We start from the raw sequence: 16,316 nt of genomic DNA on the forward strand, positions 1-16,316 counted from the left end.
CGCGGCACACTGCCGCCGGGAATTGCGATCATTTCGGACAGATCGGCATGCGACTTCAATTCGACTGCAACATCGATCTCGCACTCCTCCGAGTGTTGCGATTGATATCGCGCATGTGTGAGAGCGCCTTCGGATTGTTGTCTTGGTATCCGCAGGGATCGTGCTTATCGGCAGAAAGAGTAGGATACGACATGGCTAAATGTAAGTTACGTAACTGTAACATCGCCGGGCCTGGCGTAACGTCCACTCAATTTAGCGGGCTCTAAATCGGGAGCCCAAATGGCCATATGGCGGCTTTGGGCGCAAAGCGGGCCTTGGCAGTTCGACGACGCCGGCCTGCGACGCGCGTTGGGGTGGCGGAGAGCTTGCGTGAAGCGGGGAATTGTAGTTGACGACGAGAAAGCGCAACTTAGCACCTGCGGGCACCGGCGCCGCATGCGAGATTTCACGGAGACTAGCCGGACGACGCTGCAACTTTGCGAAGACCGAAGCTTGAGTTTCTGGTAAGGTTCATCGATAGGTGTGCAACGGAGGATCGCATGAACGACCTTCAGGATATGCAGAGAATCGCGCTCCGCGACAAGTTGGTTGGTATGTGGGCGGCCGAAGAGCTGGGGCTCGTCGGGGAAAGCGCCGAAGCCTACATTAACGACCTCGCCAAGGGCGCGCTCGACTTTGAACGCAATGACGTACTTGCCGTCATTCGCAAGGACTTCGATGCTGCAGGTGTCGTTCAGTCCGACGAGCAGATTTCAAGAGTCATAAGCCAAGCCTGGCTGGCGGCCGGAAGACAGACCAACAGCGCAGACGCCGGTGACGTCGCACTAGTGCAAATTGTTCGTAATCTAAAGTTGAGTTAACGGCGAGAAGAACACAGCGCTGAGCCGAAGACGCACTGCTGGCATTTGTCACGCCTGACCTAGCCCTGTGGGTCCGACAAGTTAGCAGCATGGGCGACCGTCAACTAGGAGTGGAAGCGAACTAACGGCACCGTTTGTGTCGGCGCGATGTCGTAGCGGGGAGGGGTGTTGCGGCCGATATAGGGTTCGGTCAGGCGATAGAGTTTGACTAGCTCAGACCAGGGCATGAATTGGGTGAAACGGCCGCACATGGGGACCTCCTCATGGGTCGCTCAAGTCAGTGCCAGCAGCCAAAGCCCGGCACAAGGCCGGGCTAGGTAGGCGGCGTCAACTCAGTCGAGATGCTCGGGCATTTCTTCGAGCTGATCCTTGGTCCACGTCGTGACCGCGTGGACATCTCCGTCCTCATCGCGCATGAAGTCTAGGACCGCGAGCGGGACAGCAACTGACTTCGTCCCGACCCCTAGGAAACCGCCCACGTCGATGATCGCGGCCCCGCTTTCGCTGTGGATATGATCAACGGTACCAATCGTATCGTTATCGGGTCCGTAAACGGTCGCGCCTTCTAGAACTCCCGACGTGACTTCGGTGGGAGAGAGACGTACATGATTTAAGTGGTCCATTTCGGTTCTCCTTCATATCGACCAACCGACTAATGAACCCATTTAAACGCAAACTGTTCCCGCCAGCCGCGTCTGTAGCCCCTCAGTTTTCCACGGACATCTACTCGGCGGCATTCGCAACGAGGGGATCAGTGAAGTCACCAACGGGATCATCGCTGTTATCGTGCTTGCGGTGAAATTCTCCGGCATCGAATGCTTCGAAGATTTCGAAGAACGGCTCAGAAACTTGGTTAGTACCCGTCCCGCAGCCCGCTCGCACTGCGCTCCACAGATCATTCATCGCGCCATCACAGAAGTTGTAGCTCAGCTCACCGCGATGGTACCCTAACGCGATTTCCAGAGCAGCGGCGTTGTAGCAATCCCAGTCATCTAAAGCACCTGCCCATCGGACCACATCGTCATTTGAAACGCGTTCTTCTCGCCCTTTATTGATCGCGAACTGCAGGAAGTCAGACATTGCTCTCGCTCTTATCGTCTCTCTCCGAAAAACTATGCATGACCACGACTTCGAGCGTCAATGGCCGCTCTAGGCCCCAAGCGGACTTGTCATCTCGACATCGCAGGCGCAGGTGAAGGGTTGCCTGAAAAGAGGAGTCGAACACCGAGGCCCAAGAGCACTATCCCGGTAAAGCGTTCCTGCCACACAAGGAGCTTTGTCCAGCGGTGAAGGAGCTGGCCAACTGTGCCAGATGCCAAAGCGACGCCGCCTAGCGAAAAAACACCGACCAGCTTCTGGATCGATCCCAGGATGAAGAGCTGCAGCCATACTCGTCCGGAGGACGGGTCAACCAACAGAGGCAGGAAGGTGAACATGAAAAGAAGTGACTTCGGATTCGTCAGGCTGTTGAGTGTACCCTCACGAACAGCCTTCCAACCTGATACAGGCTTCGCCCTTATTTGTGTGGCCGATTGAGAGCCGAAGCTTGTCCAAAGCATCTTGCCTCCAAGGTAGATCAGGTATCCAGCGCCAGCCCACTGCAACAAAATAAGAGCGGCGGGATAGGCCGCAACAAGTGATGCTAATCCAAGCACCAGCAAACTAACCTGAACAGCACCTGCGACGAAGATCATGCCTATGACGGTGAGTAGAGCAGCCTTCGTCCTTAGCCAACACCTCGGGCAATGATGTCCGGTCCCGGTGTAATTTCGAGAACGGCTAGAGCGACAAGGAATGTTATGAACGTTGACGCGTCGGGCATGGCTTCCGGCATGAATATTGGGGACTCGACGCTCATATCACTTGGGCATCGATATCGCCATTGGTACGTCTGCAAAAGGCCAATACCTGCCGAATACGTGTCGGCTGCTTTGCGCCTCCATAGTGGTCATGGAGCCACAGGTCGCTGTTGCTGCAAAGCGGACACGACGCAGCGAATAGAGCCCGAGCCTGCATTCGGGCAACTTCGGGCCTGATGCTCTGGGTCGCGAACACTTCATCGCCAAGCGCAATACCTCTTCCGACATCTAGGCTGTTCCTCCGGCAGGTATTGCCATGGCCATCCACCGCTCGCGCCCAGAGCGTTGTCATTCAAATTGTGCTAATTTGCTTCGAGGTGGAGTGAGCCCTATGAGCGAGATGCGCAAGATCGCAGCGATCCTGGTGTCCGACGTTGTCGGCTATAGCCGGCTCGCCGGCGCCGACGAAGAGCGCGTGCTGGCGCGCCTTCGCGCCCTGCGCAGCGACCTCATCGATCCGACTATTGCCGTCTACAATGGCCGTGTCGTCAAGCGCACGGGAGACGGCAGCCTCGTTGAATTCCGCAGTGTCGTCGATGCCGTGCGTTGCGCCATCGAGGTGCAGAATGCCATGGTCGAACGGAATGCGGGCCTGCCGCCCGAGCGCCGCATCGAGTTCCGGGTGGGCATCCACCTTGGCGACGTGGTCGAGGAAAGCGACGGCGATCTTATGGGCGACGGCGTCAATATAGCTGCTAGGCTGGAAGGCATCGCCAAGCCAGGGGCGATCTGCCTTTCCGAAGATGCCTACCGCCAGGTAAAGGCGAAGCTCGATCTCCTTGTCATCGATCTTGGCGCGACACAACTCAAGAACATTGCCGAGCCAATCCGCGTCTATTCGCTTGAAGCTGGACGTGCCACTTCACCGATAATATCAGAGCAACCATCTGCTCACGGCAAGCCGTCCATTGCCGTGCTGGCATTCAACAATCTAAGTGGCGATGTCGAACAGGAGTATTTCTCCGACGGCATTAGCGAAGACATCATCACGGATCTCTCGCGACTGTCCGAGCTGCACGTGATCGCGAGGAACTCTTCCTTCGTCTACAAGAAGGCTGCCGTTTCGATACCCGAAGTGGCCAAGGCGCTTGGCGTTCGTTATGTGCTCGAGGGAAGTGTGCGCAAAGCCGGCAACAGGGTGCGGGTGACAGCCCAGTTGATCGATGCGACTGATGGCGGGCATGTCTGGGCAAACCGCTTCGATCGCGACCTCACCGATATCTTCGCCGTTCAGGATGAGCTAACGCTGGAAATCGTGGCAGCGCTCAAGCTGAAGCTCACGGCGGGTGAGCGGGATCGGTTGGCCAAGTCGCGTGCTGTGGACGTGAAGGCCTACGAATTTTTCCTGCGCGGTCGGGAGTTGGCATGGATTACTACCAAAATCGGCAACATAGAGGCGCGCAAGCTGCTTGAGCGCACGATCGCCATCGATGCCGGATACTCTCCGGCCTATGCGTTCATCGCTTTCACGCATTGCATTGACTACATCAATGGCTTTTCCAGTGATCCCGAGTATTCGCTACGGACCGGACTGGAGCTTGCGCAGCGTGCGGTGGCGATGGGCGAGGAAGAACCCACCGGTCATTGGGCGCTGGGTATAGCCTATGGATGGGGGGGTGATCTCGACCGCGGGCTGGCCGAAGCGCATCGCGGGCTCGCGCTTTCACCGAACTTCGCGGCGATGATGCTTCTGCTGGCGAGAATTCAGATATATCTTGGTGATGCTGCCGCCGCGCTTGAGACGCTTGATGCCGCCAAACGGCGGGACCCGCATCATCCACAGTTCGCCATGCAGTTTCAGGCCGACGCACATTTTTCCTTGGGCCAGTATGAGCAAGCTATTGTCGCAATTGAACAGTGGCTCACGCGAAGTCCGAATTCCGAGAGCGCCTATGCTCTGCTCGCCTCCTGCTATGGCCATCTCGGCCGGCTGGAGGCAAGCCGGAAGGCTTGGTCACGTGCACTCCAGATCAATCCGGATTTTTCAATGGAACGCCGCCGACGCATCCTCCCCTACCGCAAACCCGAAGACTTCGAGCTCCGCATCGAAGGACTGCGCAAGGCAGGATTGGAGGTCTGACACCCGGCTGCGCAGCGGGGGCATGGGCTATCGCTACAGGCAAATCTACTTTCCGCTTGAGCGTCCTGTTGCCGGACGCACGTAAAGCTGATCACGGAGATATTCCGCGTCTAAGGGGAGTTCGTTCATGGCAGTTCAATAGTCGCGGTCCCCTTTCGTCTGCTATGCGCCCCCAAAGCGGACGGTCGCCCTCCGAGAGGTTATGATGCTGGGTGGCCCTCCGATTGTGGGGCATCATCACAAATCTCATACCAGCTCGGCTTTTCCGAAGCGCCTGGTCGGCCTCTAAGCGCGGCCTCTACTTTCGCGAAGGCAGCTCTGCTGTGCAAAGCGGAAATGTTTTCCACATTTAGCCGCGATTGGCCCGAAGCAGGTGTAATCGAGCAGTCCCGCGAGGGGCACTGAGATGAAGGGAGACGACGATGTTTTATGCTGCTTTGGACGTGTCGCTCCGCTCTCGCGCCACGGCGTTTGAATTAGAGCCATTCTCAAATCACCCAAACGACGACCTTAAAGACGGCTGCATTGCGATATTCGCAGGGGAGAAAGCTCAAGGGACGGAGCTCGCTGCAATAATCGGCCTGTTGTCGGATCACGTCGAGGGGGAAGAGCAACGAGCTAGCCTGGAACACAACGAGCGCTACAAGGGTGGTTTGGCAGAGAAACGGGAAGCGGCCAAACAACGACTTTTGTCGGGTGCTGACTGTGGTTGGACACAGCTTGAATGTGCTCCGATATCGTACTGCCGCGCCAACGGGCGCACATATCGGCTCGCTCCAGCTCCAAGTAACCGATAGGACCTTCATCGTGTAAGCTCTTTGTCAACAGATGAGAAGGGGCATGGGCGGCAAGCAAATTAAGAAATCATTGGATACGTCGGATGAGAGGCAAGCTCTGCGGATGGCCAACGAGATCCGGCACGAACAGAAATATTGCCTCATGATGGGGCTGAGGGATTGGCGCGCCGTAGTGTTCCGCGGGAGATGAATGCATAGGACAAGGCTACGACGGCCAAAGCATCGAACGTCGCCGTTCCATCGACTGCCAGACTGCAACCTCCCCAAATACAATTTGGCTGAGTGATTATCATTTTCATTCGACGATCTCCCGGCGATAGCTGAAGCGATGGGCTGAACTGCGGGTATGTGGTTGGCAATCGGAGGCATGTCGCCTTTCGTTGCGACGTGAAAAGCTCTTCCATAGCTCAGGTAAGGTAACACCTACGGATCATCCGCCCCCGCATCGGCGCCGCAAAGGCAGATGCGGAGGTGCCTTGGCTGCAGAGGTTTCCGCGTTCGCGGTGGAGAGGACAAATCGAATGAACGATATCAAATTCACGTCGGGACTGTCGGCTGTGGCGGGTGCCCGGGTCGCTTTTCGTGGCACACCCTTCGTGGAGCGCACAGCGCCGCTGAACCAGAACGCTCTCTGGATGCGCTGGGACAGGAACATGGTCGTCGATGCCTATTCCGATATGGTCGAGGAACTGGCGGCGATCCGCACGCGGGTTGCCATGGGCGACATGTCGCCACTATCGAAATACGTCATCGCCGGCCCGGATGCCGAAATGCTGATGGACAAGCTCATCCCGCGCGACATCACCAAGCTGAAGATCGGCCAGATCTATTATGCACCGTGGTGCGATGAAAACGGCCACGTGGTCGGCGACGGTCTTGTCTTCCGCATGGACGAAACCACCTTCCGCGTCTCGGCCGATCCCGGCTTTACCTGGTGGAAGCAGCATGCCAGTGGCCTCGATGTGCAGGTCACCGACATCACCGACACCTACGGCATCCTGACCTTGCAAGGCCCGCGCTCCCGCGAAGTCCTTCAAGCGGTCGCCCAGTCGCCGTTCGAGGAATTACCGTTCTCCCGTCTGGCTATGGTCACCATTGCCGGCAGGCAAGTCGAAATCCTGCGCCAGGGTTTTACCGGCGAGCACGGCTATGAGCTCTGGGTCAAGGCCGAGGATGGTGTCGCCGTCTGGGACGCCGTTCAGGAGGCCGGAAAGCCCTATGGCATTCTCCCCGCCGGTGCATGGGCGCTGGACATTGCGCGGCTGGAGGCGGGCCTGCTGATCGTCGGCTACGATTACACCAGCGCCGGACCGGATGATGGCGGTGCGGGCATCCAGGCGGCCGGAAAATACCGGGCTTCGCCGTTTGATCTCGGCCTCGGCCGGTTAATCGATTTCCGCAAGAGCGACTTCGTCGGCAAGGCGGCGCTGGAGCGCATGCAGGGCGCGGGCGATCACCGTCAGCTCGTCGGCCTCGACATCGAATGGTCTCAGGCGGCCGGTGGCGCCGGTCTCGAAGGTGGCGCGCCTGGCAATCTCCGTCGGGTGCAGTGGTATCCAGTGCCGGTGTTTCATGGCGCGGCTGAAGTCGGCCACGCTAGCAGCGTCGCCTGGTCGCCGACAACCGGCAAGATGATCGGCTTCGGCCATCTGCGCGGCGATGTCGCAGCCGTTGGAACGCAGTTGACGCTGCGCTGGAACAAGGATGGCACGACGATCGACGTCAATGCCCGCGTCGTCGCTCTGCCGTTCCTCTCGCTCAAGCGAGCAGTAAACGGCTGAGTGAACGCTGTTGGCGCGGTGACACTCCGGTCACCGCATTCTCCTGAATGACGTGCCGGGTGGTTTGACCCACCCGGCCACCGAGAATTCCCAGACGTCGCCCTTCAGGGCGGCGCACGCCTCCGGCTTGTCTATTGAACCCCAGGGAAGATCATGACGAAAACCAGCGAAACGCTCGCCGAAAGACCCGCCTTGTCCGCCTGGGCCGCTCAAGCGGAGACATCCATCGAACTCGCTCCGGAGCAGGTGCGCAATTTCGCCCCGCAGGCCGAGCATTTTCCCCTGGGCTCGCGCGTCTTCCTGACCCATCTGACCGGCAAGCCGGAAGCGATGCAGATCGAGGCGGCACTGCGCGTGAAGGAGATGGGCTATGTGGCCGTTCCTCATTTTGGCGCGCGAAATTTCAAGACCGAGAAGGACTATGTCGATCTCGTCACCGCCCACAGCCGCAATGGCATCACCGAAGCGCTGTTTCTCGGTGGCAATCCGCCCCTGTTTGCCGGACCGATGGGCGAAGCAGCGCAGTTGCTTGCCCATCCGGTGTTGAAGGACAGCTCGCTCGGGACCGCCTTTGTCTCCGGTTACCCCGAGGGGCATCCCGATATCAACGAGGCCAGTTTGAAGGATGCCCTGCGCCGCAAGATCGATATCTGCAAGGATGCATCGCGCGATGTGCGGGTCGCCTCGCAATTCGCCTTCGATGGCAACATGATTGCTGCCTGGGCAAAGAGCCTGCATGATACCTATCCGGGACTTCCCGTTCATGTCGGTCTGGCTGGCGTCACCAGTCTGACGAAACTCATCAAATTTTCGATGATGTGCGGGGTAGGGCCATCGATCGCTGCTTTGAGGCGCTCCGCAAGCGGTCTGTTCAACATCATCGCCGACCGCAACCCGGCCGAAGTTCTGGATGCGATGGCGGCAAGTTATCCCGTGCCCGTGGCGCCGCTGAATTACCATTTCTTCCCGTTTGGCGGATGGGAGAAGACGTTGTCCTGGTTTGCTGATTATCAGGAGGCTCGCGGGTTGCGGGCAACCGGGCAATGAATTGCCAGACACTCATGCAATCCTTCGTCCTGACGCTGTCGTGCGAGGATCAGGCCGGCATCGTTGCCGCGGTGACGACGCAGCTTGCCAAGCTCGGCACCAACATCGTCGAAAGCAACCAGCATTGGGATCAGGCGTCCAACCGCTTTTTCATGCGCATCGCCTTTACGATCCCCGCCCAGGCATCGAAGGCCTCCATCGAAAAAGGCCTCGGCCCGGTGATGGAACGGTTTGGCATACAAAGTGCCCTGTTCGACCGCGGCCGCAAGCCGAAGATGGTGATCATGGTCTCGAAGTTCGACCATGCCCTGCTGCATCTGCTTTACCAGATCCGCGTTGGCTGGCTGGATGCCGAGGTCGCCGCGATCATCTCCAATCATGAGGACAGCCGGGAAACGGCCGAGTGGGCAGGTGTTGCCTATCACGTGCTGCCGGTGACGAAGGACAACAAGCCGCAGCAGGAAGAGCGAATTCTGGCCATTGTGGAAGAAACCGGCGCCGATCTGGTGGTGCTCGGTCGCTACATGCAGGTCTTTTCAGACAACCTTGCGCGACGATTGTTCGGCAGGGTCATCAATATCCACCATTCGTTTCTGCCAAGTTTCAAGGGAGCCCGGCCCTATCATCAGGCCTGGGAACACGGAGTGAAGCTTATTGGCGCCACGGCGCATTATGTCACCGCCGATCTCGATGAAGGTCCGATCATCGAGCAGGAAACCGAACGGGTGACGCATGCCATGAGCGTCGAGGACTTTGTCGCGGCGGGCCGCGACATCGAAAGCCGCGTGCTTGCACGTGCCGTCAAGCGGCACATCGAGGGCCGCGTCATGCTCAACGGACGAAGAACAGTCGTGTTCGCATAGAACCCGCAAGACTGAACGCAGCAACTACAGCCATGCCTGCCCGGCCATCGGGCGCCGATGCGAGGGACGATCGCAGATCGTCGCGCGCCGTGACATCAATAGGAGGAGCACGTGATGAAGAATGGAACGACACATCTTTTTGTACCCGGTCCGACCAATATTCCGGAGGCCGTCCGCCGCGCCATGAACGTGTCGATGCAGGACATGCGGGCGCCGGATTTCCCGGAACTCGTCCTGCCATTGTTTGCGGACCTGAAGCGCATCTTCAAGACCGACACCGGCACCGTCTTCATCTTTCCCGGTTCGGGCACCGGCGCCTGGGAAGCGGCCATATCCAATACGCTCAATCGCGGCGACCGGGTGCTGATGTCGCGTTTCGGCCAGTTTTCGCATCTGTGGGTGGATATGGCCCAGCGGCTCGGGCTTGATGTCGAGTGCATCGATGTCGAGTGGGGCGAGGGCGTGCCGGTCGAGGAATATCAGCGCCGCTTGAGCGACGACAAGGGTCACAAGATCAAGGCGGTGTTCGTTACCCATAACGAAACCGCGACAGGCGTGACGTCGGATGTCGCCGGCGTGCGCGCGGCACTCGACAGCACCGGCCACGACGCGTTGCTGTTCGTCGATGGCGTCAGTTCGATTGGCTCGATCGATTTCCGCATGGATGCGTGGGGCGTCGATCTCGCCATTACAGGTTCGCAAAAGGGGCTGATGCTGCCGGCAGGACTTGGTATCCTTGCGGCGAGCGAAAAGGCGCTGGAGGCGCACAAGCAATCTCGTATGGAGCGCTGCTATTTCAGCTTCGAGGATATGAAGGCGCCATCGGCGACCGGCTACTTCCCCTACACCCCGCCAACCCAGTTGTTGCATGGCCTCAGGGCCTCGCTCGATCTGATCTTCGCCGAGGGCCTGGATAACGTCATTGCCCGCCATCACCGCCTTGCCGAGGGCGTGCGCCGCGGCGTGCATGCCTGGGGCCTGAGGCTCTGTGCCAAGGAGGAGAAGTGGTGGTCTGATACGGTTTCGGCGATCGTCGTTCCCGAAAACATCGACGCCCGCCATGTCATCGCCAATGGCTATGCCCGATACCGCACCTCGTTCGGGGCTGGTCTCAGCAAGGTTGCGGGCCGGGTGTTCCGGATCGGCCATCTGGGTGACCTCAACGAGGTCATGTGCCTGGCTGCTCTGGCCTCGGCGGAAATGTCGCTCCGTGACGCCGGTTCGCGCATTGAAGCCGGCTCCGGTGTCGCTGCGGCGCAGGAATGGTACCGGTCCGAGATCGCTCGAAACGAACAGATGCTTCGCGACCGCGCGGCTTGAGGGGACAAATTGATGACAAAGCCAAAGGTAATCGTAACGCGGCGTTGGCCGCGCGAGGTGGAAGCCCGTCTCGCCGATATGTTTGATGTAACACTCAACGAAGCCGACCGCCCCTACGGCCAACAGGAGCTTCGCGAGGCACTGCGCCAGGCGGATGCTGTGTTGCCCACGGTGACCGACAAGCTCGGCGCCGACATTCTGGCAGCCGGTATGCGCACGAAGATACTCGGCAACTTCGGTGTCGGTTTCAATCATATCGACATTCCGGCGGCGCGGTCGGCGGGATTGGTCGTGACCAACACCCCGGCGGTGCTGACGGACGCGACGGCGGATCTGGCGATGACGCTGCTGCTGATGTGTGCACGGCGTGCGGGGGAGGGCGAACGGGAACTACGCTCGGGCGCCTGGAGTGGCTGGAGGCCGACACATCTGTGCGGGACGCAGGTCACGGGAAAGACGATCGGTATTATCGGAATGGGTCGTATCGGCCAGGCGATGGCACGGCGCTGCCATTTTGGCTTCGGCATGGATGTGGTGTTTTTCGACAGCTATCCGGTCGCCAATCCGGGTGTACCGGCGCGCCAGCTGGCAACGGTCGAAGAGGTTCTGGCCGCAGCCGATTTCGTGTCGCTGCATTGCCCGGGCGGCGGTGAGAACCATAACCTGATCAATCAGCAACGCCTTGCCTGCATGAAGTCGACGGCCATTCTCATCAACACCGCGCGCGGCGATGTGGTTGACGAGGAGGCATTGGTGCAGGCCCTGGACAAGGGCCTCATAAAAGGGGCGGGACTGGACGTGTTCAAGAGCGAGCCGGTCGTGCCGAGCACGCTGACGGATCGTCAGGATGTCGTGTTGCTGCCGCATCTCGGAAGCGCCACCAGCGAGACACGCATCGCCATGGGCATGCGGGTGATCGACAATCTGTCGGCGTTCTTCGAGGGACGCACCCCGCCGGACATGGTGACCTAAGCACACGACTATCAGTCCAATCACAACGACAGACAACGGGCGGACGCCAATTTGCGTCCGTCATTCTTGCCAGGAGACAAACAGAATGTCCGGCTTCTTCCAACGAAACCTCGAGCGTCAGGACCCTGTGATTGCCAGCGCGATTGCGCGGGAAATGCAGCGCCAGCGGTCAGAGATCGAATTGATCGCTTCCGAAAACATAGTCTCGCCCGCCGTGCTGGCGGCGCAAGGCTCGGTGATGACCAACAAATATGCAGAAGGCTATCCCGGCCATCGCTATTATGGCGGTTGCCAGTTTGTCGACGAAGCCGAAGCGGCGGCGATCGACCGTGCCAAGCAATTGTTCGGCGCCGCTTATGTCAATGTTCAGCCGCATTCCGGCGCCCAGGCTAATGGTGCTGTCATGCTGGCGATGCTGAAGCCGGGCGATACCTTCATGGGCCTGTCGCTTGCTGCCGGCGGCCATCTTACCCACGGCGCAAGGCCTACGCTTTCCGGCAAGTGGTTCAACGCAGTCCAGTATGGCGTGCGCCAGGACAATTGCCTGATCGATTATGAGGAACTGGAGGTCAAGGCGCGTGAATGCCAGCCGAAACTGATCATCGCCGGCGGCTCTGCCTATCCGCGCGTCATCGATTTTAAGCGCATCCGGGCGATCGCCGATGCCGTCGGTGCGCTGATGATGGTCGACATGGCGCATTTCGCCGGCCTGGTTGCCGGTGGCGTCCATCCCAATCCGGTGGAGATCGCCGATATCGTCACCACCACGACGCACAAGACGCTGCGCGGTCCGCGCGGCGGCATGATCCTCACCAACAATCCGGACCTTGCCAAGAAACTGAATTCGGCAGTGTTTCCCGGTTTGCAGGGCGGGCCGCTGATGCATGTCATCGCCGCCAAGGCGGTTGCGCTGGGCGAGGCGCTTGAGGACGGTTTCAAGGATTATGCTCGGCAAATGGTCGCCAATGCGCGCGCACTGGCCTCCACGCTCACCGAGCGCGGCTTCGATATCGTTTCCGGCGGAACAGACACGCATCTGCTGCTGGTCGACCTGCGCAGCAAGGGCATATCCGGCAAGGACGCCGAGGAAGCGCTTGGGCGTGCGGGATTGACCTGCAACAAGAACGGCATTCCTTTTGATCCGGCACCGCCGGCGGTGACATCGGGCATTCGGCTCGGAACGCCTGCGGCCACCACCAGGGGGTTCCGTGAAACGGAGTTCGTCCAGGTGGGAACGTTAATTGCGGATGTGCTCGATGCCGTGGGCAAGGATAGCGCCGCCGAGCAGCAGCGTGCGGCGCACGTGCTGGCGAAAGCGCTTTGTGCGGCGTTCCCGATCTATTGATTGATTGCCAAGCCCGGTGCTGCGGGAAATGCCGCGCCGGGCACTTGCATCCGCATGTCTTTGCTCTGATGATTGTTTTGCGAAGCGAGGGTTGAACGCGATATGATATTGGCCCTGCGAGTTTCGCAGCCCGAGAATTGAAAGTGACATGATGCGCCTGCCCCCGATCGATCTAGGCCGCGAGAATACGTTTGGCGAATTGACCTATGAAAACGGCGGCGAATACGGCCCGATAAAAGGCGATTATCTCGCCTTCATGATCGTCCATATCGGATCGGTTACGATCGAGGCGGATTCGACGATCACGACGTTGGAGGCGGGGCAATGCGCGCTGTCTCTGACGCGTGAGCATTACACTTGCACGGCCACTCCCGGAATTTTGACACATACCAGCTGGTGCGACAGTCGCCCGGAAAATGCAAGCTGGCTATATCAGGAACATAAGAACATAGCAGCAAGCATCGCCACATCGCGACAGGTGCAAACCATCGTGCAGCTGGGCGTCGATCTCGGTCTCGGTGATCAGGACAGCCGCAGCGGGCTTCGTGAAGCGCTCACGAATGCCCTGCTTAATGCGTACATTTATGAGGCCGAGGTTGTCGAGGCCGAACGCCCGATCCCACAGACCATCCTTCAGGCGCGTCGTTTCCTGGACGAGAATTTTGCCGCCGACATTTCAATCGAGAAGGTGGCGCGGCAGGTGCGTGTCAGCCCTCAATACCTGGTATCGGCGTTCAAGAAGCACCTGGGGGTGACGCCGGCCAGATATCTCTGGCGCTGTCGCCTCGATTATGGCGCCCATTTGTTGCAGCGATCCGGGTTGACGATCAGCGAGATTGCCTACCAGGTGGGCTACAAGAACCCCTATCATTTTTCCCGTCAGGTAAAGCTTGCCTTCAACTGCTCGCCAACCGAACTGCGCGAGCAAAAGCGCGAGGGCTAGAGCCGACAAACGGCCCGCCTCCCTGGGAAGGTTTCCCGCACCGCCCATGCGCAGGTGAATTGGCGGTATGTCTTCTCCAAGGGCAGGCATGGTTCTTTCCCGGCCGCGCCACGACAATCCCACCAGTCCGAATGCAGCCAGACGCGAAACACCAAGCCATCGCGTTTGAGCCCCGCATCCCGACAGACCGAACATTGCCCGCCGATCTCCTGTGTTCGCTTGCAGACAGGTCGCGAGCCAAGCATTAGCTGGATGGCACGATGGAAAACCTCTCCCAAATCGATCACATCGCTCTCGACGAATGGCACGTTGTCGGCTCGCTGAATGAGCTGCCGAGCGAGGGTTTGCACCTGACCATTCTGTTGGGTGAGCGGATTCTGGTCGGGCGGCACGATAACAGGCTCGGTGTCTGGCGACGCTGTTCCAGCGACAAGGCGGGGAACGATGCGCTCGTCCCTGGGGATGAGCTGCGCATGATCCAGCGTTTCGGCTACATCTGGACGACGCTGGGAAATCCGACGCGCGATCTCTTCGAGATTGTCGAGTTTAACGAGCCGGACCGGAACTCGGTGGTCCAGGGCGTGACACGCGTCAGCGTTTCCGCACCGCGTGCGGTCGAAAACTTTCTGGACATGGGGCATTTCCCGTTTGTCCATACGGGATTTCTGGGCGAAGAGCCGCACACGGAGGTCAAGCCGTACAAGGTCAACGTGTATTCCGAGCCGCCGGAAATTCTGATCACCGAGTGCGAGTTTTACCAGCCGCAGGCCAATGCGGATTCAGACACCGGTGCCGATACCGAATATGTCTACCGCATCCCGCATCCGTTCTGCGCCGTTCTCTACAAGACCGGTTCGACGATTGCAGAGCGCCGTGACGTCATCGCACTGTTCGGTCAGCCCGTCGATGAAGATTGCGTGCTCGTGCACATCGTCATCTGCCTGGCCACCGAAATCAACGATCTGGCGTCGATGCGAAAGTTTCACCAAACCATCCTCGGTCAGGACAAGCCCATCCTGGAAAACCAGGTGCCGAAGCGCCTGCCGCTGGATTCGCGTTCGGAGGTTCCGATCCGCGCCGATGCGGCTTCGGCGGCCTATCGGCGCTGGCTGAAGGAACGTGGCCTCCGCTATGGCGTGGTGATCGGAACGCATGCTCAAGCGATGTGATGGGCTATTTTTTGCCTGATTAACTGGAGATATGAAGAGCCGGAATATTAGCCATTGTTGCCGTGCATCGTTCATGAAAGCCTCGGCAACAGATTGGATACCTCTGTCAGCGACGACAAGAAAACCAAAGGGGAAGTCGTTGGCGTGAAAATCCGGTTTGTCCGAACGTCGTTCGCATGGAGTTGCGGAGCCTGGCGTTGCGGCAACCGGCCGTGAATTGAAACTGAGAGGAAATGATATGGTAATGACCCTTACACGTCGCGCCACACTGCTTGGAGCAACGGGCGCACTCTTCCTGTCCTCCTTTTCGCGGCCTATGGCCGCTGAACCGCAAAAGCTGAAAATTGCGATCATCATGGAGAGCAACCTTGATGTCGGCTGGTCAAGCACGCTGATCGAATCGCTCAACAAGATCAAAGCGCAATTGGCCGGCACAATTGATGTTTCCTGGGAGCATACCGACCCAATGTGGGGCGATGATGCCGAGAATGCGATGCGGTTTTACGCCGAGAGCGGCGAATACGACATCATCTGGGGACATGGTCGCTATTCGGACCAGGTCAAGAAACTCAATGCCGAGTTTCCCGACACCATGTTCGTGGTCGCTGGCTCCGGCAACCTGCCGCTAGGCGGCAACCAGTACTGGCTTTACAAACGGCAGTACGAGTCCTCCTACCTGCTCGGTATGCTCGCCGGCCGTACTACCAAGACAGGCGTTATCGGACTGGTTGGCACCTTCGCGGCGGACGACGTCAACGACGAGATCAACGCGTATTTCGACGGTGCACGTTCGGTGCGGCCGGAAATAATGCACCGGCTATCCTTTATCGGCTCATGGTCAGACAATGCGTTGGCGGCAGAACATGCCAATGTCCAGATCGCCGCAGGCGCCGATGTCGTGTTCATGTTGACCGACAACTTCAAACCCTGCCAGGAGCACAAGATCATGTGCTTTGCCAATATCACCGACCAGAGCAAGAGTGCTCCTGATGCAATTGCCTCGAGCGCGATCATCGACTGGCAGCCCGATCTTACATGGCTCATCGAAGAGTGGCAGAAGCACAAGGCGGGCGTGGCCTTTAACGGTAACATCGAACCGAAATGGTTCTCCATGGCGCAGGGCGGCGTCGATATCGCTCCCTTCCACGAATTCGATACGAAGTTGCCGGACGCAGTCAAATTGGAACTCGCAACAATGCGGCAGAAGATTATCTCCGGAGAATTCGTCGTTCCCATGAACACGGCCGAGCCGAAGTAAGACAGACTGAAGGCGGCCGGTA

General features: G+C 58.9%; 15 protein-coding genes. 11 read left to right on the forward strand and 4 right to left on the reverse strand.

What is annotated here, in order from left to right:
* The first annotated feature begins 539 nt into the window (after positions 1–539).
* Positions 540–860, forward strand: coding sequence for an ATPase inhibitor subunit zeta (locus tag JJB09_RS21330; RefSeq protein WP_201663108.1), 321 nt, complete (start codon positions 540–542; stop codon positions 858–860).
* A gap of 104 nt (positions 861–964) precedes the next feature.
* On the opposite strand, the gene JJB09_RS27070 is transcribed toward JJB09_RS21330, so the two are convergent.
* The 4 genes from JJB09_RS27070 to JJB09_RS21345 form a co-directional block, all read right to left on the reverse strand.
* A complete protein-coding gene (locus tag JJB09_RS27070) occupies positions 965–1,111 on the reverse strand; it encodes an SOS response-associated peptidase family protein (protein ID WP_343229069.1) in 147 nt (48 codons plus the stop codon).
* 81 nt (positions 1,112–1,192) lie between these two features.
* Positions 1,193–1,483 (reverse strand): PRC-barrel domain-containing protein, encoded by a 291-nt coding sequence (locus JJB09_RS21335; RefSeq protein ID WP_201663109.1) that lies wholly within the window; start codon positions 1,481–1,483, stop codon positions 1,193–1,195.
* A gap of 100 nt (positions 1,484–1,583) precedes the next feature.
* The gene (locus JJB09_RS21340; RefSeq protein ID WP_201663110.1) at positions 1,584–1,940 is read right to left on the reverse strand and encodes a hypothetical protein; all 357 of its coding nucleotides are present in this window, start codon (positions 1,938–1,940) and stop codon (positions 1,584–1,586) included.
* 89 nt (positions 1,941–2,029) lie between these two features.
* Positions 2,030–2,554, reverse strand: a complete 525-nt coding sequence (locus JJB09_RS21345) for a LysE family translocator (RefSeq protein WP_343229070.1) — start codon at positions 2,552–2,554, stop codon at positions 2,030–2,032.
* A gap of 496 nt (positions 2,555–3,050) precedes the next feature.
* On the opposite strand from JJB09_RS21345, the gene JJB09_RS21350 reads away from it, so the two are divergent.
* The 10 genes from JJB09_RS21350 (at position 3,051) to JJB09_RS21395 (ending at position 16,294) form a co-directional block, all read left to right on the forward strand.
* Positions 3,051–4,799: an adenylate/guanylate cyclase domain-containing protein gene (locus JJB09_RS21350; protein WP_201663111.1), complete on the forward strand. Its 1,749-nt coding sequence runs from the start codon at positions 3,051–3,053 to the stop codon at positions 4,797–4,799.
* A 1,318-nt stretch (positions 4,800–6,117) separates the two neighbouring features.
* Positions 6,118–7,377, forward strand: coding sequence for an aminomethyl transferase family protein (locus JJB09_RS21355; RefSeq protein ID WP_201663112.1), 1,260 nt, complete (start codon positions 6,118–6,120; stop codon positions 7,375–7,377).
* 153 nt (positions 7,378–7,530) lie between these two features.
* Positions 7,531–8,424, forward strand: a complete 894-nt coding sequence (locus tag JJB09_RS21360) for a methylenetetrahydrofolate reductase (protein ID WP_201663113.1) — start codon at positions 7,531–7,533, stop codon at positions 8,422–8,424.
* A complete protein-coding gene (purU, locus tag JJB09_RS21365) occupies positions 8,421–9,287 on the forward strand; it encodes a formyltetrahydrofolate deformylase (protein ID WP_201663114.1) in 867 nt (288 codons plus the stop codon). Before JJB09_RS21360 ends, purU begins: the two co-directional genes overlap by 4 nt.
* A gap of 114 nt (positions 9,288–9,401) precedes the next feature.
* On the forward strand, positions 9,402–10,607 hold the full coding sequence (locus JJB09_RS21370; protein WP_201663195.1) for an aminotransferase class V-fold PLP-dependent enzyme: 1,206 nt from the start codon (positions 9,402–9,404) through the stop codon (positions 10,605–10,607).
* 12 nt (positions 10,608–10,619) lie between these two features.
* Positions 10,620–11,579 carry a 2-hydroxyacid dehydrogenase gene (locus JJB09_RS21375; RefSeq protein WP_425523756.1) on the forward strand — a complete coding sequence of 320 codons (960 nt, stop codon included), beginning with the start codon at positions 10,620–10,622 and terminating at the stop codon, positions 11,577–11,579.
* 85 nt (positions 11,580–11,664) lie between these two features.
* A complete protein-coding gene (glyA, locus tag JJB09_RS21380) occupies positions 11,665–12,924 on the forward strand; it encodes a serine hydroxymethyltransferase (RefSeq protein WP_201663116.1) in 1,260 nt (419 codons plus the stop codon).
* Positions 12,925–13,072: 148 nt separating this feature from the next.
* The gene (locus JJB09_RS21385) at positions 13,073–13,867 is read left to right on the forward strand and encodes a helix-turn-helix domain-containing protein (protein ID WP_246748868.1); all 795 of its coding nucleotides are present in this window, start codon (positions 13,073–13,075) and stop codon (positions 13,865–13,867) included.
* Positions 13,868–14,127: 260 nt separating this feature from the next.
* Positions 14,128–15,036: an aromatic ring-hydroxylating oxygenase subunit alpha gene (locus tag JJB09_RS21390; RefSeq protein WP_201663117.1), complete on the forward strand. Its 909-nt coding sequence runs from the start codon at positions 14,128–14,130 to the stop codon at positions 15,034–15,036.
* Between the two features lie 244 nt (positions 15,037–15,280).
* Positions 15,281–16,294 (forward strand): BMP family lipoprotein, encoded by a 1,014-nt coding sequence (locus tag JJB09_RS21395; RefSeq protein ID WP_246748870.1) that lies wholly within the window; start codon positions 15,281–15,283, stop codon positions 16,292–16,294.
* The last annotated feature ends 22 nt before the right edge of the window (positions 16,295–16,316 follow it).

Origin of the sequence: Phytoamicus setariae, from assembly GCF_016722925.1 — a bacterium.
GTDB classification, from domain to species: Bacteria; Pseudomonadota; Alphaproteobacteria; order Rhizobiales; family Rhizobiaceae; genus Rhizobium_E; species Rhizobium_E setariae.